Annotated in this window: 21 protein-coding genes and 2 pseudogenes; 8 read left to right on the top strand and 15 right to left on the bottom strand. The window is 64.4% G+C overall.

Translation table 11 applies throughout. From position 1 onward, the window contains the following. The 3 genes and pseudogenes from LCM4577_RS11480 to LCM4577_RS11470 form a co-directional block, all read right to left on the bottom strand. Positions 1 to 466 (bottom strand): annotated as a pseudogene (locus tag LCM4577_RS11480) (helix-turn-helix domain-containing protein); the annotation flags it as partial. Positions 467 to 553: 87 nt separating this feature from the next. After that, positions 554 to 1,888, bottom strand: a complete 1,335-nt coding sequence (locus LCM4577_RS11475; RefSeq protein WP_071071243.1) for a hybrid sensor histidine kinase/response regulator — start codon at positions 1,886 to 1,888, stop codon at positions 554 to 556. Positions 1,889 to 1,893: 5 nt separating this feature from the next. Then, on the bottom strand, positions 1,894 to 3,078 hold the full coding sequence (locus tag LCM4577_RS11470; RefSeq protein ID WP_371410043.1) for an FIST N-terminal domain-containing protein: 1,185 nt from the start codon (positions 3,076 to 3,078) through the stop codon (positions 1,894 to 1,896). Positions 3,079 to 3,344: 266 nt separating this feature from the next. Between LCM4577_RS11470 and LCM4577_RS11465 the strand changes: the two genes are divergently transcribed. The 5 genes from LCM4577_RS11465 (at position 3,345) to LCM4577_RS11445 (ending at position 9,919) form a co-directional block, all read left to right on the top strand. Further along, positions 3,345 to 3,845, top strand: coding sequence for a (2Fe-2S)-binding protein (locus tag LCM4577_RS11465; RefSeq protein ID WP_071071226.1), 501 nt, complete (start codon positions 3,345 to 3,347; stop codon positions 3,843 to 3,845). Positions 3,846 to 3,944: 99 nt separating this feature from the next. Then, complete coding sequence (locus tag LCM4577_RS11460; protein ID WP_071071224.1) at positions 3,945 to 6,293, top strand: xanthine dehydrogenase family protein molybdopterin-binding subunit; 2,349 nt, start codon at positions 3,945 to 3,947, stop codon at positions 6,291 to 6,293. A gap of 12 nt (positions 6,294 to 6,305) precedes the next feature. Then, on the top strand, positions 6,306 to 7,103 hold the full coding sequence (locus LCM4577_RS11455) for a xanthine dehydrogenase family protein subunit M (protein ID WP_071071222.1): 798 nt from the start codon (positions 6,306 to 6,308) through the stop codon (positions 7,101 to 7,103). A 205-nt stretch (positions 7,104 to 7,308) separates the two neighbouring features. Next, a complete protein-coding gene (locus tag LCM4577_RS11450; protein WP_041007441.1) occupies positions 7,309 to 8,331 on the top strand; it encodes an acyltransferase in 1,023 nt (340 codons plus the stop codon). A gap of 205 nt (positions 8,332 to 8,536) precedes the next feature. Further along, the gene (locus LCM4577_RS11445; RefSeq protein WP_071031934.1) at positions 8,537 to 9,919 is read left to right on the top strand and encodes an OFA family MFS transporter; all 1,383 of its coding nucleotides are present in this window, start codon (positions 8,537 to 8,539) and stop codon (positions 9,917 to 9,919) included. Between the two features lie 150 nt (positions 9,920 to 10,069). Here the strand turns inward: LCM4577_RS11445 and LCM4577_RS11440 are convergent, their stop codons facing one another. From LCM4577_RS11440 to LCM4577_RS11385, 12 genes and pseudogenes are all read right to left on the bottom strand, one after another. Next, positions 10,070 to 10,567 (bottom strand): SRPBCC family protein, encoded by a 498-nt coding sequence (locus LCM4577_RS11440; protein WP_071031935.1) that lies wholly within the window; start codon positions 10,565 to 10,567, stop codon positions 10,070 to 10,072. Positions 10,568 to 10,638: 71 nt separating this feature from the next. Continuing rightward, positions 10,639 to 11,145: a GNAT family N-acetyltransferase gene (locus tag LCM4577_RS11435; RefSeq protein ID WP_071031936.1), complete on the bottom strand. Its 507-nt coding sequence runs from the start codon at positions 11,143 to 11,145 to the stop codon at positions 10,639 to 10,641. Next, positions 11,145 to 11,900 (bottom strand): copper homeostasis protein CutC, encoded by a 756-nt coding sequence (locus LCM4577_RS11430; protein WP_071031937.1) that lies wholly within the window; start codon positions 11,898 to 11,900, stop codon positions 11,145 to 11,147. The genes LCM4577_RS11435 and LCM4577_RS11430 overlap by 1 nt, the downstream gene beginning before the upstream one ends. 130 nt (positions 11,901 to 12,030) lie before the next feature. Beyond that, complete coding sequence (locus tag LCM4577_RS11425) at positions 12,031 to 12,462, bottom strand: cupin domain-containing protein (RefSeq protein WP_071031938.1); 432 nt, start codon at positions 12,460 to 12,462, stop codon at positions 12,031 to 12,033. 69 nt (positions 12,463 to 12,531) lie between these two features. After that, positions 12,532 to 14,119 (bottom strand): annotated as a pseudogene (locus LCM4577_RS11420) (DHA2 family efflux MFS transporter permease subunit). Further along, positions 14,116 to 15,210, bottom strand: coding sequence for an HlyD family secretion protein (locus LCM4577_RS11415; protein ID WP_244508295.1), 1,095 nt, complete (start codon positions 15,208 to 15,210; stop codon positions 14,116 to 14,118). Before LCM4577_RS11415 ends, LCM4577_RS11420 begins: the two are co-directional and overlap by 4 nt. 213 nt (positions 15,211 to 15,423) lie before the next feature. Further along, positions 15,424 to 16,197 (bottom strand): SDR family NAD(P)-dependent oxidoreductase, encoded by a 774-nt coding sequence (locus tag LCM4577_RS11410; protein WP_041011790.1) that lies wholly within the window; start codon positions 16,195 to 16,197, stop codon positions 15,424 to 15,426. Between the two features lie 5 nt (positions 16,198 to 16,202). Then, on the bottom strand, positions 16,203 to 17,537 hold the full coding sequence (locus tag LCM4577_RS11405) for a dihydroorotase family protein (RefSeq protein WP_071071218.1): 1,335 nt from the start codon (positions 17,535 to 17,537) through the stop codon (positions 16,203 to 16,205). 3 nt (positions 17,538 to 17,540) lie between these two features. Continuing rightward, entirely contained in the window at positions 17,541 to 18,473 is a 933-nt protein-coding gene (locus LCM4577_RS11400) for a polysaccharide deacetylase family protein (protein ID WP_071031943.1), read from the bottom strand. 28 nt (positions 18,474 to 18,501) lie between these two features. Continuing rightward, the gene (locus LCM4577_RS11395) at positions 18,502 to 19,524 is read right to left on the bottom strand and encodes an NAD(P)-dependent oxidoreductase (protein ID WP_071031944.1); all 1,023 of its coding nucleotides are present in this window, start codon (positions 19,522 to 19,524) and stop codon (positions 18,502 to 18,504) included. A gap of 27 nt (positions 19,525 to 19,551) precedes the next feature. Next, complete coding sequence (locus LCM4577_RS11390; RefSeq protein WP_071031945.1) at positions 19,552 to 20,316, bottom strand: SDR family NAD(P)-dependent oxidoreductase; 765 nt, start codon at positions 20,314 to 20,316, stop codon at positions 19,552 to 19,554. After that, entirely contained in the window at positions 20,316 to 21,539 is a 1,224-nt protein-coding gene (locus tag LCM4577_RS11385; RefSeq protein ID WP_071071216.1) for an MFS transporter, read from the bottom strand. The genes LCM4577_RS11390 and LCM4577_RS11385 overlap by 1 nt, the downstream gene beginning before the upstream one ends. Before the next feature lie 275 nt (positions 21,540 to 21,814). Here LCM4577_RS11385 and LCM4577_RS11380 point away from each other — a divergent pair, with 275 nt between their 5' ends. The 3 genes from LCM4577_RS11380 to LCM4577_RS11370 are packed head-to-tail and all read left to right on the top strand — an operon-like array spanning position 21,815 to position 24,517. Then, positions 21,815 to 22,165: a RidA family protein gene (locus LCM4577_RS11380; RefSeq protein WP_071071214.1), complete on the top strand. Its 351-nt coding sequence runs from the start codon at positions 21,815 to 21,817 to the stop codon at positions 22,163 to 22,165. A gap of 22 nt (positions 22,166 to 22,187) precedes the next feature. Then, on the top strand, positions 22,188 to 23,618 hold the full coding sequence (hydA, locus tag LCM4577_RS11375) for a dihydropyrimidinase (RefSeq protein WP_071071213.1): 1,431 nt from the start codon (positions 22,188 to 22,190) through the stop codon (positions 23,616 to 23,618). Continuing rightward, entirely contained in the window at positions 23,603 to 24,517 is a 915-nt protein-coding gene (locus LCM4577_RS11370) for a nitrilase-related carbon-nitrogen hydrolase (RefSeq protein WP_071071211.1), read from the top strand. The genes hydA and LCM4577_RS11370 overlap by 16 nt, the downstream gene beginning before the upstream one ends. Positions 24,518 to 24,552: the final 35 nt, after the last annotated feature.

Raw genomic sequence — 24,552 nt, 5'->3', positions numbered from 1 at the left:
GTCTTGGTCCAGGTCTCGTCGATGAACACCAGGCGGGCAGGATCGATCCGGTCCTGATACAGAACCCATTGCGCCCGTCGGCGCGCAACATCGGGACGATCTTGCTCGCAGGCGATCAGCGTCTTTTTTTGTGAGACAGCTTCTCGGCGTGCACGAACTCCCACACCGAGCGGTAGTCGACCTTCAGGCCGCGTTCGCCGAGTTCGGCCACAAGGCCGCGCAGGGTGAAGTCTTTCTCCCGGCARCGCTCGACAAGCCAGTCGCGCCACGCTCCCGATATCTTCCTCGGCTTATAGCCGCCCACTTGGCGAGGCYCCACGCTACCCGTCTGTTCCACCCGCTTCAGCCACTCGATCGCCGCGCTGTAGCTGACRCCAAATCGAGCAGCCGCTGCGCGCCGCGAAAGCCCTTCAACCTTGACCGCCGCAACAACCCGTTCGCGCAGGTCCATCGAGTATCCAACCATCCATGCTGGCCTCCTGCCCAGCATCAAGGTTGAATCAGATCATCGCTGATTTGGGAATCCCACGACTCCCATAAATCTCATCCGGCTCTAAGCCAGTAGATGCGCCAGCAGCGCGCGCAGTTGCGCCGGTTTCAGCGGTTTGCGCATCAGCTCTATGCCGGCGGCCCGCGCCGCCTTGGCGACGAGCTCGGAGCCGTCGGCGGTGACGATCAGCGCCGGCACGGGGCGGCCGAGATAGTCGCGCACGTCGGCGATCGTCGCGGTGCCGAGGTCGCCGCCGTCGAGATGCTGGTCGGCGATGACGATGTCGGGCACCCAGGCGGTGTCGCCGAGCAGGTCGAGCGCATCGTCGGTCGAGGTGGCGGCGCGCACCTGGCATTGCCAGCGTTCCAGCAGCGAGGTCATGGCGGAGAGCACGTCGACGTCGTTCTCGACCAAAAGCACCTTGGTGCCGAACAGGCCGTAGCCGCGCGGGCGCTCCATATCGGCGACGGCCGCCACCGGTTCGGCTGCCATGCCGACCGGCACATCGATGTGGAAGATGGTGCCGCGTCCGACCTTCGAGGAAAAGGTCACGGGGTGGCCGAGCGCGGCGGCCATGCGGCGCACGATGGCGAGGCCGAGGCCAAGCCCGCCGGCGAGCCCGGCGTCGGAAAGCGTCGCGGTGCCGCGGTGGAATTCCTCGAACACCGCCTCGCGCTGGTCCTCGGCAATACCGCAACCGGTGTCGGCGACGTCGATGCGGATGGTATCGCCGCGATGCCTGGTGCCGACCAGCACGCCGCCGGAGCGGGTGTAGCGCAGGGCGTTGGAGAGGATGTTCTGCAGGATGCGCCTGAGCAGCGTGCGGTCGGTCCGCACGACGACATTGACCGGGCGGAATTTCAGCAACAGGCCCTTCTTTTCCGCCTCGGGCAAAAAGTCCGAGCGCAGCGAGGAAAACAGCGTCTCCAGGCTGATGTCGACGATTTCCGGCTGCACCACGCCGGCGTCGAGCTTGGAGATGTCGAGCAGGGTGCGCAAGAGGTCTTCCATCGTCTCCAGCGAGCGCTCGACCTGGCGCACCAGCTTGCGGCCTTCCTCGCTGGTCTGGACCTCGGCCAGCGCCGAGACCGACAGATGCGCGGCGTTGAGCGGCTGCAGCACGTCGTGGCTGGCGGCGGCGAGGAACCTGGTCTTGGAAAGGTTCGCCAGCTCGGCCGTTTCCTTGGCGGCGACGAGGTCGATGTTCGACTGCTCGAGCCTGCGCAGCGTGGCGTGCAGTTCCTCGGTGCGGTTGCGCACCCGGTTTTCCAGCGAGATGGCGGTCTGGAACAGCGAGAAGGCGTTGCCCTGCTGGTCCATCGAACGCTCGACCCGGCTGAGAAGGGCCGCGTTGATCTTCTTCAGCCTTTCGAGATCATTGATGTCGCGAAGCGGCATCTCGCTCACCCGGCTGCCCGGCGCTCGCCAAAGGCGATGCCGGTAAAGGTCTGGTTGAGGTGCATCGAGCGATACTGCTCGCCATAGGTGCCGAAGCCGATGACCTTGTTGGTCCGGTAGAGTTCCGAAATGTCACGGTAGACCTGACGGTTGCGCGCATCGAGCCGGCGCAGCACGCAGTCGAAGCCCAGGATCATGTCGATGCCGCCGACCTTGCGTTCGGCGTCCTCCAACGCGGCGCGCGTCGCCTCCACCATGTTCTTCGGCTGGGCTATGGACAGGACGACACCGTCGTCGATGGCGCAGAAGAACGACAGCGAGCCGTCGACATGCATGCGCTGGATGGAACGGCAGTAATATTCGCCGGCCACCTTCACCACGACGGGATGGGAAGCGAAGCTTAGCGGCGTCAGCGCCTGAGCCACAGTGCCGACGGAGGCCGCGTATTCCTCCGCCGCATTGGTGGCGTTGAATTCGCGCACGATGCGATGGTCGGGGTCGGATGCCGTCACCACCAGCTTCTCGTCGGTCRGAATGAAATTGTCGGTCTTGAAGACGTGGAAAGGGATCTCGGTCGCGACCAGCACGATGATGGCGCTGTCGGACGTGACCTTGCCGTTGGAGATCAGACTGGTCGTCTCGAATTTCAGGTCGTCGCCGGCCGAGCCGCCGATCAGCGGGATGTCATCCAGCCCCCAATGGATGGCCGAGGTCACCGCTTCCTCGGCATAGGAAAGCCCGTCGATGAAGCAGAGGGCAAAGACGCTCTTCGCCCGCTCCCGGCCGGCGCGGGTTTGCAGCAGGCGCCGCAGTTCCACGACCTCGCCGGTGATTCCATCCATGCCGGAGGAGGAGAGGTTTTCGACCGTGGTGCTGACGATCGAAAACGACGCCGACGGCAAAAGCAGGGCAAGGGCATGCCCTTCCTCCAGCCCCTGCGGCGTGATTTCGCCGGCGGTCGAGCAGCCGGCATAGGCGAGCGATGGCGCGTGGAGCTTCAGCGCCTGCGCGAGCGCCGCCGCGTCGACCAGGCTCTGGGAGAAGAACAGAAGCGCGAAGCCGGCATCGACGATCGCCGCTTCCGCCGCGATGGCCCGGGCAAAGGAATCCGGGTCGGGCTCATCCGTGGTGAGCGCCGAAAGGCCCGATGCATAGCGTGTGCTCGAACTGGCCAGCTGCCTCCTCCGCAATTTCCTCCAACGCTGTTTTTGTGCGTGTCTTTTCTTATGCCTGTCAGGCACGCTTCGCGTCGAAGGCATCTTTGCCTTCAATCCCGGTTTTGGCAATGGGGCGGGTTGCTGCGCTGCACATAGCTTTTGCCATGATCGAAAGTACAATGGAACCGGCGCTGGCAGGGCTGTTTTGCCCGTTGTACGGTGCGTGAATAACGTATTGCCGAAGCACGAGCGCGGCGTCGGCAGGCGAGGACCAAGGTTAATACCCAGGGAGGGGCTGTATGTCGGACGTGTCGTTGACTGTGAACGGGAAACGGGTCAGCGGGAGCGCCGAAGGCCGAACGCTGCTGGTGCATTTCCTGCGAGAGCATCTGGGCCTCACCGGAACGCATGTCGGTTGCGATACGTCGCAATGCGGCGCCTGCGTCGTGCATGTCGACGGCAAGGCGGTGAAGTCCTGCACGATGCTCGCCGCGCAGGCGTCCGGCTCGACCATCGTCACCATCGAGGGACTGGCGGACGGCGTGGAGCTGCATCCGGTGCAGGCCGCGTTCAAGGAACATCACGGACTGCAATGCGGCTTCTGCACACCCGGTATGATCATGACGGCGACCGACATGATCGCGCGCCATCCGGAGGGCCTGGACGAGGCGACGGTGCGCGCCGAGCTCGAAGGCAATATCTGCCGCTGCACGGGCTACCACAACATCGTGAAGGCGATCCTCGCCGCATCGGAGACGATGGCGAAGGGCGCCAAGGGCAAGGCGAAACAGGCTGCTTAGAGTGAATGGTGAATAGTGAATGGTGGATAGTGCCGCTGGCTGGCACGTTCGACCATTCACCATTTTACAATTCACCATTCACCGGAGGAGGAATTTCCCATGGGTATCGAAGGCGTCGGCGCCCGCGTAGCGCGCAAGGAAGACAAGAGGTTCATCACCGGCGGCGGCCGCTATGTCGACGACATGGTGGTGCCGGGCATGAAGCATGCCGTGTTCGTACGCAGCCCGCACGCGCATGCGCAGATCAAGAAGATCGATGTGAGACAAGCGCAAGCGATGCCGGGCGTCATTGGCGTCCTGACGGGCAAGGAACTCAAGGCCGATGGCATCGGCAATCTGATCTGCGGCTGGATGATCCACTCCAAGGACGGAACGCCGATGAAAATGGGCGCGTGGTCGCCCCTGGCCGTCGACAAGGTGCGCTATGTCGGTGACGCGGTCGTCGTCGTCGTCGCCGATACCAAGGGCCAGGCGCGCGACGCGGCAGAGGCGGTCGAGATCACCTACAAGGAACTGAAGGCGGTGGTCGATGCCACGAAGGCCATCCAGCCCGGCGCGCCGCAGATCCATGCCGAGGCCGAGAACAACCTGATCTTCGACTGGGAGCTCGGGGACGGCAAGGCGACCGACGCGGCGATCAAGTCGGCGGCCCATGTCACGCGCATGAAGATCGTCAACAATCGGCTGGTGCCGAATGCGATGGAGCCGCGCGCGGCGCTCGGGCACTACGACAAGGCCGAGGACCACTATACCTGCTGGACGACGTCGCAGAACCCGCATGTCGCGCGGCTGGTGATGAGCGCCTTCTACAATGTCGCTCCGGAAAACAAGCTGCGCGTGATCGCGCCGGATGTCGGTGGCGGCTTCGGCTCCAAGATCTACATCTATCCGGAAGAGATCGTCTGCCTGTGGGCCTCGAAGAAGACCGGCGTTCCGGTCAAATGGGTCGCCGACCGCACCGAAAGCTTCCTTTCGGACGCGCATGGCCGCGACCATGTGTCGACGGTGGAGATGGCCTTCGACAAGGACAACCGCATCACCGGCCTCAAGGTCGACACCATTGCCAATCTCGGCGCCTACATGTCGCTGTTCTCGTCCTGCGTGCCGACCTATCTCTACGCGACGCTCTTGTCGGGCCAGTACAACATCCCGGCGATCCACGCCAATGTGCGCGCCGTCTACACCAACACCGCGCCCGTCGATGCCTATCGCGGGGCAGGGCGGCCGGAGGCCACCTACGTGCTCGAGCGCATGATGGAAACCGCGGCGCGCGAGCTTGGAGTGTCGCCGGCGGAACTCAGATGCCGGAACTTCATCACGTCCTTCCCCCATCAGACGCCGGTGATCATGGCTTATGACGCGGGCGATTATAACGCCTCGCTCGAAGCGGCGATGAAGGCCGCCGACTATGCCGGCTTCACCAAGCGCCGCGCCGACGCCGCCAAGCAAGGCAAGCTGCGCGGCATCGGCATGAGCTGCTACATCGAGGCCTGCGGCTTGGCTCCGTCATCGGCGGTCGGCTCGCTCGGCGCCGGCGTCGGCCTCTGGGAATCGGCGGAGGTGCGCGTCAATGCCGTGGGCACCATCGAGGTGCTCACCGGCTCGCACAGCCATGGCCAGGGCCATGAGACGACCTTCGCGCAGCTTGTCACCCAGCGCTTCGGCGTGCCTATCGACTCGGTCTCGATCGTGCATGGCGACACCGACAAGGTGCAGATGGGCATGGGCACTTACGGCTCGCGTTCCGGCGCCGTCGGCATGTCGGCCATCGTCAAGGCGCTCGACAAGGTCGAGGCCAAGGCCAAGAAGATCGCCGCGCACCTTTTGGAAGCGGACGAGGGCGACATCGTCATCGAGAATGGCGAGGTCAAGGTCGCGGGCACCGACAAGAGCCTGCCCTGGTTCCAGGTGGCGCTTGCCTCCTACACCGCGCACAATCTGCCGGCGGGCATGGAGCCCGGGCTGAAGGAGACGGCCTTCTACGATCCGTCCAACTTCACCTTCCCGGCCGGTTGCTACATCTGCGAGGTCGAGATCGATCCGGAGACCGGCCTGACGGAGATCATCCAGTTCGTCGCGGCCGACGATTTCGGCAACATCATCAATCCGATGATCGTTGAAGGGCAGGTGCATGGCGGCATCGCCCAAGGCGTCGGCCAGGCGTTGCTGGAAGGCGCGCATTATGACGCCAGCGGCCAGCTTCTGACGGCGAGCTACATGGATTACACGATGCCGCGCGCGGGCGACCTGCCGTCCTTCAAGGTCTCGACCTCGAACACACCTTGYCCGGGTAATCCGCTCGGCGTCAAAGGCTGCGGCGAGGCCGGCGCCATCGGTTCGCCGCCGGCGGTCATCAACGCCATCACCGACGCGCTCGGCGTCGTCGACATCGCCATGCCGGCATCGCCCGCGACGGTGTGGGCGACCATCCACGCCAAGAAGCACTGAGGAGGAACGAGWATGTATTCGGTCAATTACCATCGCGCTTCCTCCGTCGCCGACGCCGCCAAGCTGCTGAAGAACGGCGACGCCAAGCTGCTCTCCGGCGGCATGACGCTGATCCCCGCCATGAAGACGCGGCTTGCGTCACCTTCGGACCTCGTCGATGTCTCGCGGCTGAAGGACCTGCAGGGCGTCAAGGTGTCCGGCAAGACGGTCACCATCGGTGCCGCGACAACGCATTACGATGTCTCCACCGACGAGAAGCTGAGGAAGGCCTGCCCGGCGCTTGCGCATATGGCTTCCTTGATCGGCGACCCGGCCGTGCGTCACAGGGGCACGATCGGCGGCTCGATCGCTAACAACGATCCGGCGGCCGACTATCCGGCTGCGCTGCTGGCGCTGGGCGCGACGATCATCACCAACAAGCGCGAGATCGCGGCGGACAAATTCTTCAAGGGCTTGTTCGAGACGGCGCTGAAGGAAGGTGAGATCATCACCGCGGTGAGCTTCACCGCGCCGGCCAAGGCGGCCTACCAGAAGTTCCGCAATCCGGCTTCGCGTTACGCCATCGTCGGCGTGTTCGTGACCAAGGGCAAGGACGGAGTGAGGGCGGCGGTGACCGGTGCCGGCGAGGACGGCGTTTTCCGCTCCAAGGAAATCGAGGCGGCGCTGGCGAAGAATTTCGACGCTGCGGCGCTCGGCGGCCTCAAAGTGCCGGCAAAGGGGCTGATGAGCGACATCCATGCCTCCGCCGACTACCGCGCCAATCTGATCGCGGTGATGGCCAAGCGCGCCGTGGCCGCGGCAAACGCCTGAACGGCGACGCCGCGGATCAAGGAAGGGGCCGCATCGGCCCCTTTTTCTTTGCCATAACAACGGTTTGACCGGAAACTCCGGTCAAATTGCAGCTTCGCACTTGCACAAAGTTATCCCGCACTGCAAAATAAATCCGGCGGGAATACCAGAGGGTCCGGGACGCGGGCGACGCGTCGCTACGGACCTCGAGTTGCGAAGGCACGGTATGACCGACATCTCCGCAGCGTCCGTTGTTCTGCCGCGGACCGCCGCCGACAGGGAAGCCAGGACAAGACTTGCCTTTCTCGACGGCTGGCGCGGCCTGTCGATCGCCTTGGTGCTGATCGGCCATTTCTTTCCGGTCCCGGGAATCAATCTCGGCGTCCTCGGCGTCGAGTTCTTCTTCGTGCTGAGCGGCCGGCTGATGGGCGAGATCCTGTTCATCGAGCGCTTTCCGCTGAAGAAATTCTTCAAGCGGCGTTTCTCGCGCATCTATCCAGCGCTGCTTGTGTTCGTGATCGCTGCCATGGTCGGCCTTGCCGGCACCTACATCGCCTTCAAGTGGAAGGCGGCGCTGACGGCGCTGACCTTCACCTACAATTATGCCGGCATCTTCATCAATCGCGCCGGCGCGCTCGACCATATCTGGTCGCTCTGCGTCGAGGAGCACTCTTATATCCTCTTGGCGCTGATCAGCGTGGTGGTTTCCGGAAGGGCGAATGTCGTGCGGCTGCTGCTCGTGCTGGCGCTGCTGGCAATGGCCAACGGCGCCATTTCGTACGGGGTTCTCGGCATGGGCTACGAGACCACCTACTGGCGCACCGATGTGCATATCGCCTCGATCCTGCTATCGGCCGCGATCTGCCTGCTCAAGGCCGACGGGCGCCTGCCGGCTTTCCTGAAGAGCCGCTATGTGGCTCTTGCGGCCGCGGCCTGCGGCGTTCTGCTTTTCAGCAACCCGATACCGACGCCTCTGCATTACACCCTCGCCGTGCCGCTTCTGGCTCTGGCGGTCAACACGCTCGACTTCGCCGGCGGTACTCTGAAAGGGCCGTTGTCATCACGGCCGATGGTGATGCTCGGGCTGTGGTCCTACTCGCTTTATCTCTGGCAGCAGCCTTTCTACAAATTCGTCGATGAGCGCGGCAGCGCACCGATCCCGATGCTGGCGGCCGTATTCGCCTGCGCGCTCTGCAGTTATTACGTGATCGAGAAGCCGGCCCGTGGCTGGCTCAACCGCAATTGGTGAGCATCGGCTCTGATTGCGCTGGTCCGATTTCACGTGTTTAAGAAATATCTAAATTAGATATCTGTAATTTAATTTGAGAAAATACCAATATCTGCTTGGGGGCGCTGTGACGATGACCATTATACATTGGTACTAGGGCAGGAATTCTTTATTGCCGCTCTCGTTTCTCCTTCTAGGTTTCCAGACAGGACAACGGGAGGAAGAAATGACAACGACCATTGTCGAAGGAGCGGGTGGTTGGCTCGATCGCTCTCACACCATCGCCGAGCCGGGATTCAGCCGATGGATGGTGCCGCCGGCGGCGCTTTGCATTCATCTGTGCATCGGTCAGGCTTACGCGTTCAGCGTGTTCAATCTGCCGATGTCGAAGCTGATCGGCATCACCGAGTCGGCGCCTGACGACTGGAAGCTGACAGGACTGGGCTGGATATTCTCGATCGCAATTCTGTTCCTTGGCATTGCCGCCGCTTTCGGTGGCGGTTGGCTCGACCGCGTCGGGCCGCGCAAGGCGATGGTAGCCGCCGCCTGCTGTTTCGGCGGCGGCTTCATCATCTCGGCGCTCGGGGTCTACCTGCACCAGCTCTGGATCATCTATCTCGGTTATGGCGTGCTTGGCGGCATCGGTCTCGGCCTCGGTTATATTTCGCCGGTGAAGACGCTGATCACCTGGTTTCCGGATCGGCCAGGGATGGCGACCGGCATGGCGATCATGGGCTTCGGCGGCGGCGCCTTCATTGCCTCGCCGCTATCGGTCTATCTGATGAACCTGTTCTCGACGCCCGAGCATATCGGCGTCGCCGAAACCTTCATCGTGCTCGGCATCGTCTATTTCATCTTCATGATGATCGGCGCCATCATCGTAAGAGTGCCGCCGGATGGCTGGCGGCCCGCCGGATGGACGCCGCCCGCAACGCAAGCCGCGCTGATCACCAGCGGCAACGTCCATCTTGACGATGCGCTGAAGACGCCGCAGTTCTGGCTGCTGTGGGGTGTGCTTTGCCTTAACGTGACTGCCGGCATCGGCGTGCTCGGCCAGGCTTCGGCGATGAGCCAGGAGATGTTCCCGGGGCGTATCACGGCTGCTGCTGCTGCGGGCTTTGTCGGCCTGCTTTCGATCTTCAACATGCTCGGCCGCTTCTTCTGGGCCTCGGCCAGCGATTATATCGGCCGCAAGATGACCTACGCGGTCTTTTTCGTGCTGGGCGTGCTCTTGTATGCGGCCGTGCCATGGACCGGAAAATCCGGCAACGTGTTCCTGTTCGTGCTGTTCTACGGCATCATCCTCAGCATGTACGGCGGCGGTTTCTCCACTGTTCCGGCCTATCTGCGCGATGTCTTCGGCGTGCGCTATGTCGGCGCCATCCATGGCCGGCTGCTGACGGCCTGGTCGGTTGCCGGCGTGCTTGGCCCGGTCCTAGTCAACTACATCCGCCAGTACCAGATCGACAGCGGCGTGGCGAAGGCCGACGCCTATACGGTGACGATGTACATCATGGCCGGCCTGCTCGTCGTGGGATTCCTGCTCAACCTGATGATGCGGCCGGTGGCCGAGCGCTTCCACATGAAGCCGGAAGCGGCGAGGGCATAAGGAGATCGAGATGGCACAGGACAACGACAATACCGTCAAGCTTACGCTCGCCTGGCTGCTGGTCGGCATACCGCTGGTCTGGGGCTTCTGGACGACTGTGGTCAGTGCCGTTCCGTTGTTCCGGTAAGTTCGTTCCAGTAAGTTGGGGCGTCAACCGGGGAGGCCGGTTCGGCCAGCCTTCTGCGCAGCGAGATAGCGGCGAAGCCCGGCTTCGCCGCGCGGCGTGGTCCAGCGGTGGTTCCAGGCGAAGGCTGGTCTCAGAAGCGGCGCCAGAAATTTGAGGATCGGCCTCTCGACCGTGACCTGCCAAACCAGATCGACATGGGTTCCGGCTCCGGCCGGCGACAGCTCCGCACGCCATAGCCCGTCGAAATCGCCGAAGGTTTTTACTACCACCAGCCGGCCGGGTATGAGCTCGGCAGCTTCGATGATGAAGTTCAACTCATAGGGCAGGGCGCCGCGCGCTGTTGCCCTGGCACGGGCGCCGACGACGCCCTTGCCCTTCTTGTCGAGCGGCTCGACCTCCTTATAGGCATCGCCCCACCAGAGAGGCAGAAGCTCAGCATCCGATAGCACGTCCCACACTTGCTGCGGGGTGCCTTCAGGGATGTCCCAGCTCTCGTCGAAGCGGAAGACGTTGCTCGCCATGATGTCGCCCCCGGCAGCGAAGAGGGGATATTAGCTTCAGCTTGTTTTCCTGGCCAGCGTTGCGGCGGTGCTCAGGTGGCGATGGGCTTTGCCCAATAACGCACCGACTTTTTGCCGCCGTGGATCACCGCATCGCCGACCTCGGTGAAGCCAAGCGCGGCGTGGAAGGCATCGGAGGCCGGGTTGGGCGGATCGGCATTCACCTCGCAGGTGACGATAGTATGTCCGGCGCGCCGGGCTTGCTCGAACAGATCCTCATAAAGCCGGCGCGCATGGCCGCGGCCGCGGGCGCCCGCTGCTACGACGACACGATCGACATAGACGAAGCGCGGGTAGCGCTGGCGAAACCAGAGGAAGTTCGGGCTGTCGTAGTCTGCATCCTGGTCGAAGGTCATGATGAAGGCTTCAAGCGCGCCGATGCGGCGCGTGTAGAAGGCTTGGCTGATGAGGAAGGACAACCGATCCGCCTCCAGCCAGGAAAGTTCCGCCGCATGCTCGTTGTTGAGCACTAGGATGGCGGCTTCGTCGGCGGGCGAGACGCGTTCGATCGGCGGCAGATCTTTGGTCGTCTCAGCCATCAGGCTCTCGCGGCCGCGATCGTCGCCGCCACCTTGGCTTGGTCGGTCACGGTGTTGCGATATTCGCGGTCGAGGTCGGTGCCGCCCATGCCGACATTCGGGTTGCGGTAGCGCATGGCGCTCGGAACATCGGCAAGCGCTGCAAAATGCATTTCGGTCAATCCGGTGCGCTTGCGCACCTCGCCGATCGTGTCCGGCGCCAGGGCGCCGCAGCCGAGGATGATGATGCGCGAGCCGGCCTGGCGAACGAGCTCCGCCAGAAGCTCGACGCCTTCGAGCGCCGTGTCGCGCTGGCCGCTGGTCAGCACGCGGCCGACCTTGCAGCGGATCAGCGCTTCGAGCGCCTCGAACGGATCGCGCGTCATGTCGAAGGCGCGATGGCAGGTGACGTTGAGCGGGCCGGCGGCCTCGACCAGCGCGCTCATGCGCGCCTCGTCGATGGCGCCGTCGGCGGTCAGGCAGCCGACGACCACGCCGGCGACGCCGAGCTCGCGCAGCGCTTCGACGTCGGTGAGCATCGAGCGGTATTCGGTCTCGCTGTAGAGGAAATCGCCGCCGCGCGGGCGCACGATGACATGGAAGGGAATGGTCGCGCTTTCGAGCGCGGCGCGCACCGTGCCGAGGCTCGGCGTGATGCCGCCCTCGACCAGGCTGGCGCAGAGTTCGACCCGGTCGGCGCCGGCGGTCTGCGCGGCAAGCAGCCCGTCAATGCCTTCGACGCAGATTTCGATCAGGGGGGGTGAGGCGGCGGTCACGGGCGTACATCCATGGTTGGCGAGAGCGCAGCCCTAGCATCCGGTCCACCGCCTTGAAAGCCCGCAATGATCGGTCCAGACGCCCGGACTGAACAAGCCGTCCGGCGTGCGCCAGGCGAGCGCCTGACGATTATTGCTTCAGGATCGTGTTCTTGGCGCCGTGCTCAACCTGGTCTATCACCAACAGCTTCACAGGATCAGTACCGATATTGGTGGCCTGATGCCATTGGCCGATCATCTCGATGATGAAGTCGCCGGTCTTATAGGTGTTGGCAGCGCCAGTCTCGACATTGGTGACCTTGAGCGTGCCTTGTTCGACATAGGCGTAGCGCGGGAAGGGGTGCTTGTGCACCGGCAAGGTCGCGCCCGGCGCGATCTGATAGGATGAAACCTGAACCTCGACGTTCTTCTGCGGCAGCGTGATCGGCTGGCCGGAGGCGGTCGCGGTCTTGGACGCCAGCGGTGTCACCACGACGGGCGTGTTCGAGCTGTCCAGCGCGTTCGCGCTCGTCGTGATAAATGCCGCCGCCAAAAGCAGCGCCGATGCCGTCATGTTGCGCATGAGATTCCTCCAGAGGGCGTCAGCTTGGCGCGTAGGGCGCCAAGGCGCAAGCTCGGAACAATAGAATAGCTAACGCTTCGCTGGCGCCTGTTTGGGCGGCCGCAGCAACAGGGCAAACGGCACAAGGATCGCCGTCGCTACGGCGCAGTAGAAAAAGACGTCGATATAGGGCCTGGCGGCCGATCTCCTGTCCGATCCAGCCGATGGCCTGCTGCCTGGCTTCGACCAGCGGCGAACCCTCGGCGACGAAATGATCCGTCACCTGGCGCAGCGTCTGCTGGTAGGTGTCGCTCGACTGCGCGGTGTGGCCGACCAGCACCGACTGATGGAATTGGGCGTTCTGGGCAATGACCGTGTTGGACAGCGATACGCCGATGCTGCCGCCGATGTTGCGGGCGACATTGATCAGCGACGATGCCTGGTCGGTCTTCTGCGGCGGCAGACCGACATAGGCGGCGGTGGAGATCGGGATGAACAGGAACGGCAGRCCGATCATCATATAGACGCGCGCATAGGCGAAGAAGCTGAAGCTGGCGTCCGGCGTCAGCGAGGTTGTGTGCCAGAGCGCGACCGCGACCACCGCCATGCCCATCATGATGAGATAGCGCGGCTGAATGATGCCGGCGGCAAAGCCCGAGATCGGCATCAGCATGAGCATGGCGATGCCGCCCGGCATCATCGACAGGCCCGAAAGGGTGGCGGTGTAGTCGAAGGTCGTCTGCTGCAGTTGCGGCAAAAGCTGCGTGGTGCTGAAGAGCACGGCGCCCACTGCCATCATGACGAGGAACGACATGCCGAACTGCCGGCTGAAGAGCAGGCGGATGTCGACGATCGGATCGCGCCTCGTCCACTCCCAGGGGACCAGCAGCACGAACGACACTGCCGAGATCACGGCGAAAGTGGTGATGAAAGTCGAGGCGAACCAATCGTTGCGTTGGCCTTCGTCGAGAAAGACTTCGAGGCAGCCGAGCGCCATCGCCACCAGGATGAAGCCGATCCAGTCGACTTTCAGCCCCTTGCTCAACCGCTCGCGGCGCTCGCGTTCTAGAATGTCGGGCTCGATCACCAGCCATTGCACGAGCGCCAGCGACATGATGCCGAACGGCACGTTGATGAAGAAGATCCAGTGCCACGAGAAATTGTCGGTCAGCCAGCCGCCGATGGTCGGCCCTACCGTCGGCGCGACGATCACTGCAATGCCATAAAGAGCAAAAGCCTGCGAACGCTTCTCCGGCGGAAACGTGTCGGCGAGGATCGATTGTTCGCTCGGCGCCATGCCGCCGCCGCCGAGCCCCTGCAGGATGCGGAAAGCGATCAGCGTTGGCAGATTGGGCGCCAGCCCGCACAGCAGCGACGCCAGCGTGAAGGTCGCCACGCAGATCATGTAATAGCGCTTGCGGCCGATGATGCTGGTCAGCCAGCCACTGACGGGAATGATGACGGAGTTGGCGACGAGATAGGTGGTGATCACCCATGTGCTCTCGTCCATGCCGGCGGCCAGGCTGCCGGCGATGTTGCGCAACGCGACATTGGCGATCGAGGTGTCGAGCACCAGCATGAAGGTTGCGATCGAGACGACGATCGCGATCAGCCAGGGATTGCGCCCGCCGGCGGCGGAACGGCTTTCGTTTCCCTGGGCTGTTGCGGCATCGCTCATCGTACCTTGACCGTCGGCACCACCGACATGCCGGGACCGAGATAGACGCCGGGGGGCTGGTCGAACACGATCTTGACCGGAACACGCTGCACCACCTTGACGAAATTGCCGGTGGCGTTTTCGGCAGGCAGCAGGCTGAACGCCGTGCCGCTGCCGGCCTGGACGCTGTCGACATGGCCATGGAAGGTCTTTTCCGGATAGGCATCGATGGCGATGTCGACGGGCTGGCCCGGTCGCATCAGGTCGAGCTGCGTCTCCTTGAAATTCGCCTTCACCCAAACGTCCTTGGGGACGAACATCATCAGCACCTGGCCGGGCTGCGCATAGGTGCCTTTCGCCGCCGTGATGTTGGTGGCATGGCCGGCGACCGGTGCCGTGATGGTCGTGCGAGTGAGGGTGGTCTTGGCCTGGTTCTCGGTGGCCTCGGCCTGCCGAAGCTTGGCTTCGGCACTCTTGCCTTGAGCCTGCAGAACCGCCACCTGGCTTTTCGCGGCCTCGGCATTGGCGTTGGCGGCATCGAGCGATGCCTGGTCCTGGCGCAGGGTCGAAGCGGCCTGCTGGGCCTGCTGTTGCGTCGCGGTGCCCTTGGCCAGGAGCTCACGGTTGCGCTGGTCCTCGGATCTGGCGAATTCGAGCGCCGCCTGAGCCTGCGCCACCTGCTTTTCGGCGGCATCGATCTTGGCGTTCTGCGCCTCGGTTTGGGCCTGCACATTGGTGATATCGGCCCGCGCGGCAACCACGCCGGCTTGCGCCTGTTTGAGCGAGGCCTGATAATCGCTGTCGTCGATGCGCAGAAGCACGGCGCCGGCCTCGACCGGCTGGTTGTCGGTGACGGCGACATCGGTGATGCGTCCGGCAATTTCTGCGCCGACCGTCACCGTGCGGGCGTCGATGAAGGCGTCGTCGGTCCATTCATACTGCCGTGCGTTGATCCACCAGATGACCACGGCGGCGATGACCAACAGTATGAGGATCGCGACGATCGCCGCTATATAGGGATGGCGTTTGATGAGGCCGGGTCTGTTGCCGTCCGACGAACTGTCATTCGCCTGCGTGTCTTGTGAACGCTCATCGTCGCGCCCGTTTTCCACGCGCTTTTCGTCGCCCGGCGGCCGTTGCCGCTGGTCGGACCGGGGCTCAGCCCGCGCTTCTTCGGCGGGAGCGGTTTCGCGCTCTTTTCTTTCGGTTTTCGCGTCCAAGGCAACGGAACCCAGAATCGTTGACCCCTTGCAGCAGGGTCAACGGGTGGTTTCCGCAAAGGTTCCTGTCCCCGAATACCGGGCGGCGGCCCGGGCTGGCGGCTGTCAGCCCGCCATCCAGCCGCCATCCACCATCAGGTTTATGCCGGTGACGTAGCTCGCCATGTCGCTGGCGAGAAAGAGCGCAGCGCCTGCCACGTCGTTCGGCTGCCCGAGCCGCGGCCAGGGCGTGCGGCGGCGCGAATAGTCAAGCGCGTCGGGGTCGTTGGCGACGCCCGGCTTGCCGGTGATGATCTTGCCCGGCGCAATCGCGTTGCAGACGATCAGGTCGTCGGCATGGTCGACCGCGATCTGGCGCGTCATCTGCACGATGCCGCCCTTGCTCACCGAATAGGGAAAGTCCCCGGGGCAGGCGACCATGCCGTGCTGCGATGAGATGTTGATGATGCGGCCGCGGACGTCGTTGATTGGCGCCTGGGTCAGCATCTGGGTGACGGCGCATTTGTTGCAGTAGAAGAAGCCCGTCAAATTGACGCCGATGACGCGGTTCCATTGCTCCGGCGTGGTCTCGATCAGGTTGGTGCTGGTGTAGATCGCGGCATTGTTCACCATCACGTCGAGCCGACCGAAGCGACCGACGGTTGCGCCGACAAGCGCGTCGACGGCATTCCAGTCGGAGATGTCGGTTTTCATATGGACGGCATTGCCGCCGGCGGAGCGGATCAACTCGACCGTGCTCTGGCCACCTTCGATCGGCTGCTCGACCGTGTCGGCAACGACGATGTTGGCGCCCTCGGCGGCGAATTTCAGCGCGATGGCACGGCCGATGCCGGAACTCGCTCCGGTGACGATGGCGGTCTTGTTGGCGAGCAGGGCCATGGTGTTCAGCTCTCCCGGGTGACGATCTTCCCTTGTGCCGGACCGACCAGCCGCCCGTCGCGCACGATCTCGCGGCCGCGCAGAAAGACATTTGTGAGCCGCGCTTTCACGGTCCAGCCGTCGAAGGGCGTATAGCCTGCCCGCGACACCTGGTCGGCATTGGCGATGATGCTGGATCGGCGTGGGTCGACGATCAGCAGATCGGCATCGTATCCGGCGGCAATGCGGCCTTTGCGCCGGCCGAGGCCGAAGCGCTCGGCGGGATTGGTTGAGCACATGCGCACCAGGTCCGGTAGGCCGATAAACCCTTCGTCGACCAGCCTCAGCATGGCGGGAAGCAGCGTCTGCAATCCCGGCATGCCGCCCGGGATGTCGGCGAAAGCAGCATAGCGCGCCGTCTTCTCGGCCGGCGCATGCGGGGCATGATCGGTGGCGACGATGTCGATCAGCCCCGCGCCGAGCGCGGCGCGCAGCGCATCGACGTCGTGAGGCGAGCGCAAGGGCGGCGAGGCCTTCAGATTCGCGCCCTGCGTTTCGTAATCGCCGGCGGTGAAGAACAGGTTCTGCGGCGTCGTCTCGACGCTGGCGTCGGCGATGCCGCGCAGCCGGCTCCAAGTTTCGACACCCAGTTCGGAATTGATCTGGCGGACATGGATCCTCGCCTCGGCCGAGGCGGCGGCGACCAGCGCGCGGGCGATGCCGTTGGCTTCGGCCAGCGGCGGCCGGCTGACCAGGAAGGCAGTGATCGTACCCGAGCGATCTCGCTCGGAGCTGCCGGTCAGGATCGATTGGTCGCCGGGTGAGATGCCGATCAGCGTGTCGGCGCCGGTGAACGCTTTTAGCGCTTCGGCCACCTTGTCGAGCGTGGCGAAGAGGAAGGCGTCCGGCACGTCGGCGGTGAACAACTCGAATGACACCGGCGCGCGATCGAGCAGTAGAGGAACGAGCGAGAGGTCGCGGCTGACCACGGCTTGCAGCCCGACATCGACATGGATGCGATTTTCGGCCAAGGCCATCTTGTCCGCGAGCTGCTCAGCCGTCGCGGTCCAAGGCTCGTCGGTCGGCATATCGAGCACGGTCGTCACGCCGCCCAATGCGGCTGCATGCGTGCCGGACGAAAAATCCTCCTTGTGGGTCAGCCCGGGCTCGCGCAGATGCGCATGCGCGTCGACAAGGCCGGGCAGCACGAAACAGCCGGAGGCGTCGACGACCGTCCTGGCTTCGGCGGCTTCGCCGGGCGCGACGATTGCCACGACCTTGCCCGCCGCAATGCCGATGTCCCCGCGGCCGAGGCCATCGGCGTTCACCACCGTTGCACCACGGATCAGCGTGTCGAACATCGCTCAGCCGCGCTGCTCGAAGCGGGCATGATTCGCGTGCCAGAAGCGGGCTATGTCCTCGCGGCGCATGAAGGCGGCGCCCTCGCTCTTTCGGACGTGCTCGATCACCTCGCGCAGGCACGATGCCCGGTTGGGCTGGCCCGTCCAGCGGGCGTGAATGCCGATGGTCAGCATGCGGCCGCCAATCTCGTCGGCTTCTGAGAGCATATAGTCGATGGCCGAGCGGCAGTCCTCGGCGAAGTCGCGCGGATTGCCGTAGCCGGGCGCGACGAGGTAGCGGCTGTCGTTGAGCGTCTTGGAGTAGGGGACGACGAGGATCTCCGTGCCCCGGTGGTCGAGAAAATAGGGCAGGTCGTCATTGCAGGGATCGGAGTGGTAGAGGAAGCCGCCTTCCTCGACCAGAAGGTCGCGCGTGTTGACGCTGGGCAGCGAGCGGCAGTTCCAGCCGAGCGGCCGCTTGCCGAGCAGCTTCTCGTAAAGCGCGATCGCCTCGTGCAGGTGGCGCTCTTCCTCAGCTCGCGCCATCGTCGTGTAGTCGATCCAGCGCAGGCCATGGCCCATCAGGTCATGTCGGCGGCTCTTCATCCATTCGACCAAGGGCGGGTTGCGTTCGAGCGCCACGGCGCAGGCGGAAAAGGTGACCGGAATGTCGTAGCGGTCGAACAGCCTGGCCAGGCGCCAGACGCCGGCGCGGCTGCCATATTCGTAATGYGTCTCGGTGCCGAGGTCGCGCACCGGCATGCTGCCGGTCAGATTGTATTCGCCCCAATTGTCGTTGCGGCCGTCTTCCAGCCAGTTGTACTCCGACCCCTCTTCATAGTTGAGCACGAGGTTGACGGCGAGCTTCACGCCGCCCGGCCAGACGACGAAAGGCGGATGCGGGCCGTAGCCGACAAAGTCGCGCGGCTGCGACGCTTGCTGCAGGTCGGTCGGCATCTCTCGTCCTCCTTCGGCTTGGTTTGGCTCAGCTTTCGTTGGCGGCAATCCAGTCCATGTAGGCGTGGAAGGCTTCCTTGCCTGAGCGCGGCCGCCATGCGGTGTCTCGCATGATGCGGGCGATGTCATAGGCGCCCCACATGCCGCCTTTCAGCGCCACATCCTGAACGATATTGGCATCTGCGCCCGGCGTCACCTCGGCCTTCAGTCCCGGCACGCGTTCGGCTGCCCAGCCGATGATCTCGCCGATGGTCTGGCTCGACCCCGAGCCGATATTGTAGTGGCGGTAGTTGAGGCACGGCGCATCGATCAGCGCGAGAATGGCGGCGGCAACGTCGGTCGAGGCGACATAGTCGCCGACGGGTTCCAGGCTGTTCGGCCTGATCGTCTCGCCGGCCAGGGCCATATGCGCGACGCGGTTGGGGACGTGGCGGAAGTTGCGGCTCTCGGTGGCGCGGTCCATCGGACCATAGACCGAAGCGAGCCGCACCGAGACCGCCGACAGGCCGAACAGGTCGGCATAACGGTTGGTGACCATTTCGGAGGCGAATTTCGAGATGCCATAGAGCGTCAGCGGCGCGACATAGCCGTCTTCCGGCAGCGGTTCGCCGCTCCAGTCCGGCCCGTTGTGGCGGTAGACGGACCCGGAACTGACATAGATGAAGCGCTTGAGGCTGGGTCCCGTACGCGCCCAGTCCAGCATGCGCACAGTGCCCATCAGATTGACGTCGACGATGCGGGCCGGGTCCTCGGCCTCCGGCTGGCGCTTTGCCTCCGTGGCGCTGCCGCGCGAGATCGGCGTGATCGTCGCGCCATGGACGATTGCCGTGATGCCTTGCTCGTCGAGCCTCGCGGACCAGGCTTTCGGGTCGAGGATATCGGCGGAAATCACCGTGAGCCGGTCGCGCACTGGAGCGAAATGCTTTTCGGCCGCCGCGTCGAGGCCGGAGCGGTCGAGGATCACGGCGCGGGCTTTGGGATCGCGGTCCAGCCATGCGCGCGCGACCACGCTCATGACAAAGCCGGTACCGCCGGTGACGAGCAAGGTCATGGGAATTCCTCTGAAAGGGTTTCGGGTTCAGCGCGTTGCATAGCCGCCGTCCACAAGCATGTCGGATCCGGTGACGAAGGATGCGTCTGAGGAAAGCAGGAAAGCGGCCGCCGCGGCGATCTCGTCGGGATCGGCGATGCGGCCGAGCAGATGGGCAGGCCCCAGGCCGGCATTGGCCGCTTCGAAATCGGCGAACCGGCGCAGCAGCCGCGTCGTCGCCACGGCGCCCGGCGACAGGCTGTTGACGCGGATCTTGTCCGGTGCGTGATCGACGGCCATCGCCTTGGCGAGGTGAATCAGCCCGGCCTTGGCGGCGCAATAGGCGACGGCCTTGGTGGTCGCGACGCGTCCGAATTGCGAGCCGATGAAGACGACAGAGCCGCCGCCGCTCGCCGCAATCGGCGGCACGGCGAACTTGCTCATCAGGAAGGCGCCGGTCAGGACGATATCGACCTCGTGCCGCCAGGCGCTTTCGTCGAGATCGACGACGGTGGCGCTGGTCGAGGGTGCGGCGGCATTGTGCACCAGCCCGTCGAGCCGTCCAAATTTCTGCCGCGCGAATTCAACAGCTGCCTTGGCGGACTCGGCCTTCGTCACATCGCACTGGCAAGCGACGGCGGCTGGTCCCAACGCTTCGGCAAGCTCGATCGCCGGCTTGAGGTCATAATCCGCGCAGACCACCCTTGCGCCTTCGGCAATACAGCGGCGGGCGATTGCCGCGCCGATGCCGCTGGCCGCGCCTGCGATCAGGATGACATTACGCTCGAGGCGGTTCGTTGCTGCATCCGTCATCAGGCGCRCTCCTCGACTGCCTGCATCGCCGGCGCGACGACCGGCCGGCGCAGAAGATTGTAGCAGGCAGCTATCGCCACCAGCACGGCGCCGCCGCCCAGAAGCAGGAACATGGCCGGCGCGCCCATATGCTCCATCAGGCCGGCCGAAATGCCAGGCGTCGCGACATTGCCGATCGAATAGAGCAGGAGCAGCGTGCCCGAGGCGCCGACCATATGCCGGCTGTGCAATTGCGAGGCGCCGAACGCCATCGCCACGGGATAGACGGTGAGCGCCGTGCAGCCGTAGATGAAGAACAGAACGAAGAGYAACGGCACCGAAGAATTGCCGAGCCAGGCGATGGCGGCGCAGAGCGTGACCGACAGGATGCCTTGGACAAGCAATATGATGCGTCGTTCGAACCGGTCCGACAGCCAGCCGACGGGCGTTTGCGCCAGCATGCCGGCGATGCTGATGGTCGTCACGAGCCCGACGGTCGTTGCCGCCGAGAGCCCGATCTGCGTGCCGTAGATCGGCGTCAGCACGAAGATGTTCATGTTGGTGATGCCGCCCTGGAAGATGGCGACCACCGTTACCGGCGCCAGCCGGAACAGCGCCAACGGGCCGAGACGTTTGACCGGCCTTGCGGAACTTGCGTGCTCCGGATCGATGGCAGGCAGCGCCGGCCAGCGTCCCCCGGCGAATTTGGAGACCAGCGCCAGCAGCACAGTCGCGGCGGCCACCAGGAACAGATGCGGCGACTGCGGGCCGGCGAGCGCGACCAGCACCTGACCGAGCAGCACGGCGATCGCCGTCGTCAGCATGTAGATCGAGAACAGCGCGCCGCGATTGTGATGCTCGGCGTAGAGGTTGATCCAGCTTTCGCAAACGACGAACAGCGACGCCATTGCCATGCCGCCAAGCAGGCGAAAGCAGATCCAGCTCGGCAGAAAGTCGGTGAAGACGAAGCCCAACGCCGCCAGCAGCGCCAGCACCAGGACCACGACAAAGGTGCGCTCGTGACCGTATTGGGCCACAGCCGGACGCGTGACCAGGCATCCGACGAGAAAGCCCACGGGGTAGGCGGTCAGCACGATCTGCACGACCTGGGGAGAAATGCCGGGCTTGCCGAGATGCAGCGACACGGCGGTGGTCAGCATGGCGCTGCCGATACAAGCAAGGCAGATACCGACCATGATCGGCAGCATGGCGCGGGAGCGCTCTGCATTGTGCCAAAGCCTCATCGCGGCCAGAGCTTCATCGCGGATTGAGCGATCGACCTCATGAATGCGGCTGCGGCGGCTCCCTGGCGGCACCGTTGACCGACGGCAGCCCGGGCAGAAGCTACACTTTGCAGCGATTGCCACAAACGAAGATTGACGCGGCTATGGCTTAAATTTTTTTGGTCATGCCGGCAAAGGAAAGCGGTGTCGCGGCGCGGCGCGGGCTTTACAGCGGTTTTGCACCCTCCTTACCATAGGCAAAAGCAAGAACTTGAGAACCAGCGGAAGGGAACAGCATGACGATCGAACGCCTCGAAAACGGCCAGCGCTTCTGCCGGGTGCTCCGCTACAACGGCACCGTCTATGTGGCTGGCCTGACCGCGGATGACCTTTCCGGCGACACCACCAGCCAGACCAAGCAGATCCTGGCCAAGATCGATGCGCTTCTCGCCAAGGCCGGCAGTGACAAGTCGAAGCTGCTCAGCGCGCAGATTTGGCTCCGCGACATCGCCGATTTCGAGATGATGAACACCGCCTGGGACGCCTGGATCGACAAGAGCGCCATGCCGGTGCGCGCCACGGTGGAAGCGCGGCTTGCCGGCGACCAGTATCGTGTCGAGATCATGGTGACGGCGGCGGTCGGCTGAGCCGGCCGGCGAGGATACGCCAATGCATCAACTGGTGATCAAGGGCGGGCGCGTGGCGCTCGACGACGGCTGGGCCGAGTGCGACATCGGCATCGACGACGGCCGGATCGCCGCCATCGGCAAAAGCCTGTCCGGGCAGGAGTCGATCGATGCCGGCGGCCGCTGGGTGATGCCCGGCGGCATCGACGCGCATTGCCATCTCGACCAGCCGGTCTGGGGCGGGGCGGGCAATGCAGACGATTTCCAGTCCGGCACGATCTCAGCGGCTTTCGGTGGCACCACTTGCATCATCCCGTTCGGCATGCCCGGCCAGGATATGACCACCGTCGGCGCCATCGACCGTGCGCTCGAGCGCGCGGCGGGACGCGCGGTGATCGACTACGGGCTGCATGCCGTGGTGACCATGGGCACCGGCGCTGATGTCGAGGCTCAGCTCGACCAGCTCGCCCAGCGCGGCATCGCCTCGGTCAAGCTGTTCATGACCTATCAGGGTTTTGCCGTCGACGACGACCGCTTCTTCAAGGTTCTCGATACGGCGCGGCGGCTGGGCTGGATCGTCATGGTCCATGCCGAGAACGACGCCGCGATCCGGCGCACGCGGCAGCGGCTCATCGATCTCGGCCGCACCGACATTCGCTACCATGTCGTTGCCCACAGCGAGACGATGGAGCGCGAGGCGACGCATCGCGCTTTGGCCTTCGCCGAGATGACCGGCGCGCGGATGACCATCGTCCATGTTTCCTCATGGCAATCGGCCGAGGAGGTAGCGCGGGCGAAGACGCGCGGCGTCGACGCCATCGCGGAAACCTGTCCGCAATACCTTTTCCTGGGCGCTGCCGATCTCGACCGCGAGGCAGTCGATGCGGCGCGCTTCGTCTTCTCGCCACCGCCGCGCTCGCCGCGCAGCCATGAGCATCTGTGGCAGGATCTGATCGATGGCGGCATCGATCTGTGGTCGTCGGACCATTCGCCATATTATTTCGCCGACAAGATCGGGCACTCCGAGACGCCCGGTTTCACCACGACGCTGAGCGGCATTCCCGGCATCGAGACGCGCCTGCCGTTGCTGTTCTCGGAAGGGCTGCTCACCGGCCGCCTGACGCTCGAGCGTTATCTGGACCTCACCGCGCGCAACGCCGCCTCGATCTATGGCTTCGCCGATCGCAAGGGCAGCATCGCCGTCGGGCTCGACGCGGATCTGGCGCTGTGGGATCCGACAGCGCGATGGACGCTCGGACACAAGGCGCTGCATTCACGCGTCGATTTCACGCCCTATGAGGGCAAGGTGGTCACCGGCAGACCGACCACCGTTCTGGTGCGCGGCGTGCCTGTCGTCGCCGACGGCAAGCTGCAGGCCGAGCCGGGGTTCGGGCGCTTCGTAGCGCGCCATGCGGCCGATCCGGCGCTTTCCAAAAAACCAGTCGAGGATTGGACGCCATGGCTCGATGCCTGACCATCGCCGTTTGCCAGACCGGACCGATCCAGCGCAGGGCCACGCGCGCCGAGACGGTCGGGCGCCTGGTGCATCTGCTCGAGAAGGCTGCGGCTGCCGGCGCCGAGATCGCGGTGTTTCCGGAGATGGCGCTGACCACTTTCTTCCCGCGCTGGCGCATCGACGACCAGGCCGAGATCGACGCCTTCTTCGAGGCCTCGATGCCGGAACCGGAAACGCAGCGGCTCTATGATGCCGCCGCGCGCCTGAAGGTCGGCTTTGCGCTCGGCTATTGCGAGCTTGCGCAGGAAAACGACCGCACGCGCCATTTCAACACGATGGACTTGGTCGGGCCGGACGGCGCCTTCATCGGTCGCTATCGCAAGATGCATGTGCCGGGCTCGAGCGAGCCGGAAGCGGGCACGACCACGCATCTCGAACGGCGTTACTTCGAACCGGGCAATCTCGGCTTCCCGGTCTTCGACTATCGCGGCGTCCGCGTCGGTTTGGCCATCTGCAACGACCGACGCTGGCCGGAGACCTATCGCATGCTCTGCCTCAACGGCGCCGAGGTGGCGCTGCTCGGCTACAACACGCCGTTGCTGCTCGACGAAGCGCCGGCGCTGGCGCATCTGAGGATGTTCCACAACCATCTGCCGATGCAGGCCGGCGCCTACCAGAACACGCTCTGGATCGGCGCCGCCGCCAAAGCCGGGTTGGAGGACGGACAGGCGCTGATCGGCGGTTCCTGCATCATCGCGCCGACCGGTGAGATTGCCGCGCAGGCGATGTCGCTCGACGATGAGGTCATCGTCCACCGCGCCGATCTCGATCTGATCGAGGTCTGCCGGAAGGTGAATTTCAACTTCGCGCTCTACCGCCGCCCCGACCAGTACGGCCGCATCTCGGAACCTGTCTGAAACCGCGATGGGCCTGATCGAAACCAGCCAAGGAA

Origin of the sequence: Mesorhizobium sp. LCM 4577 (assembly GCF_001854795.2) — a bacterium.
Lineage (GTDB): Bacteria > Pseudomonadota > Alphaproteobacteria > Rhizobiales > Rhizobiaceae > Mesorhizobium > Mesorhizobium plurifarium.
Note: the sequence above shows the minus strand (reverse complement) of the source record. Positions and strands in the feature narration are given on the sequence as shown.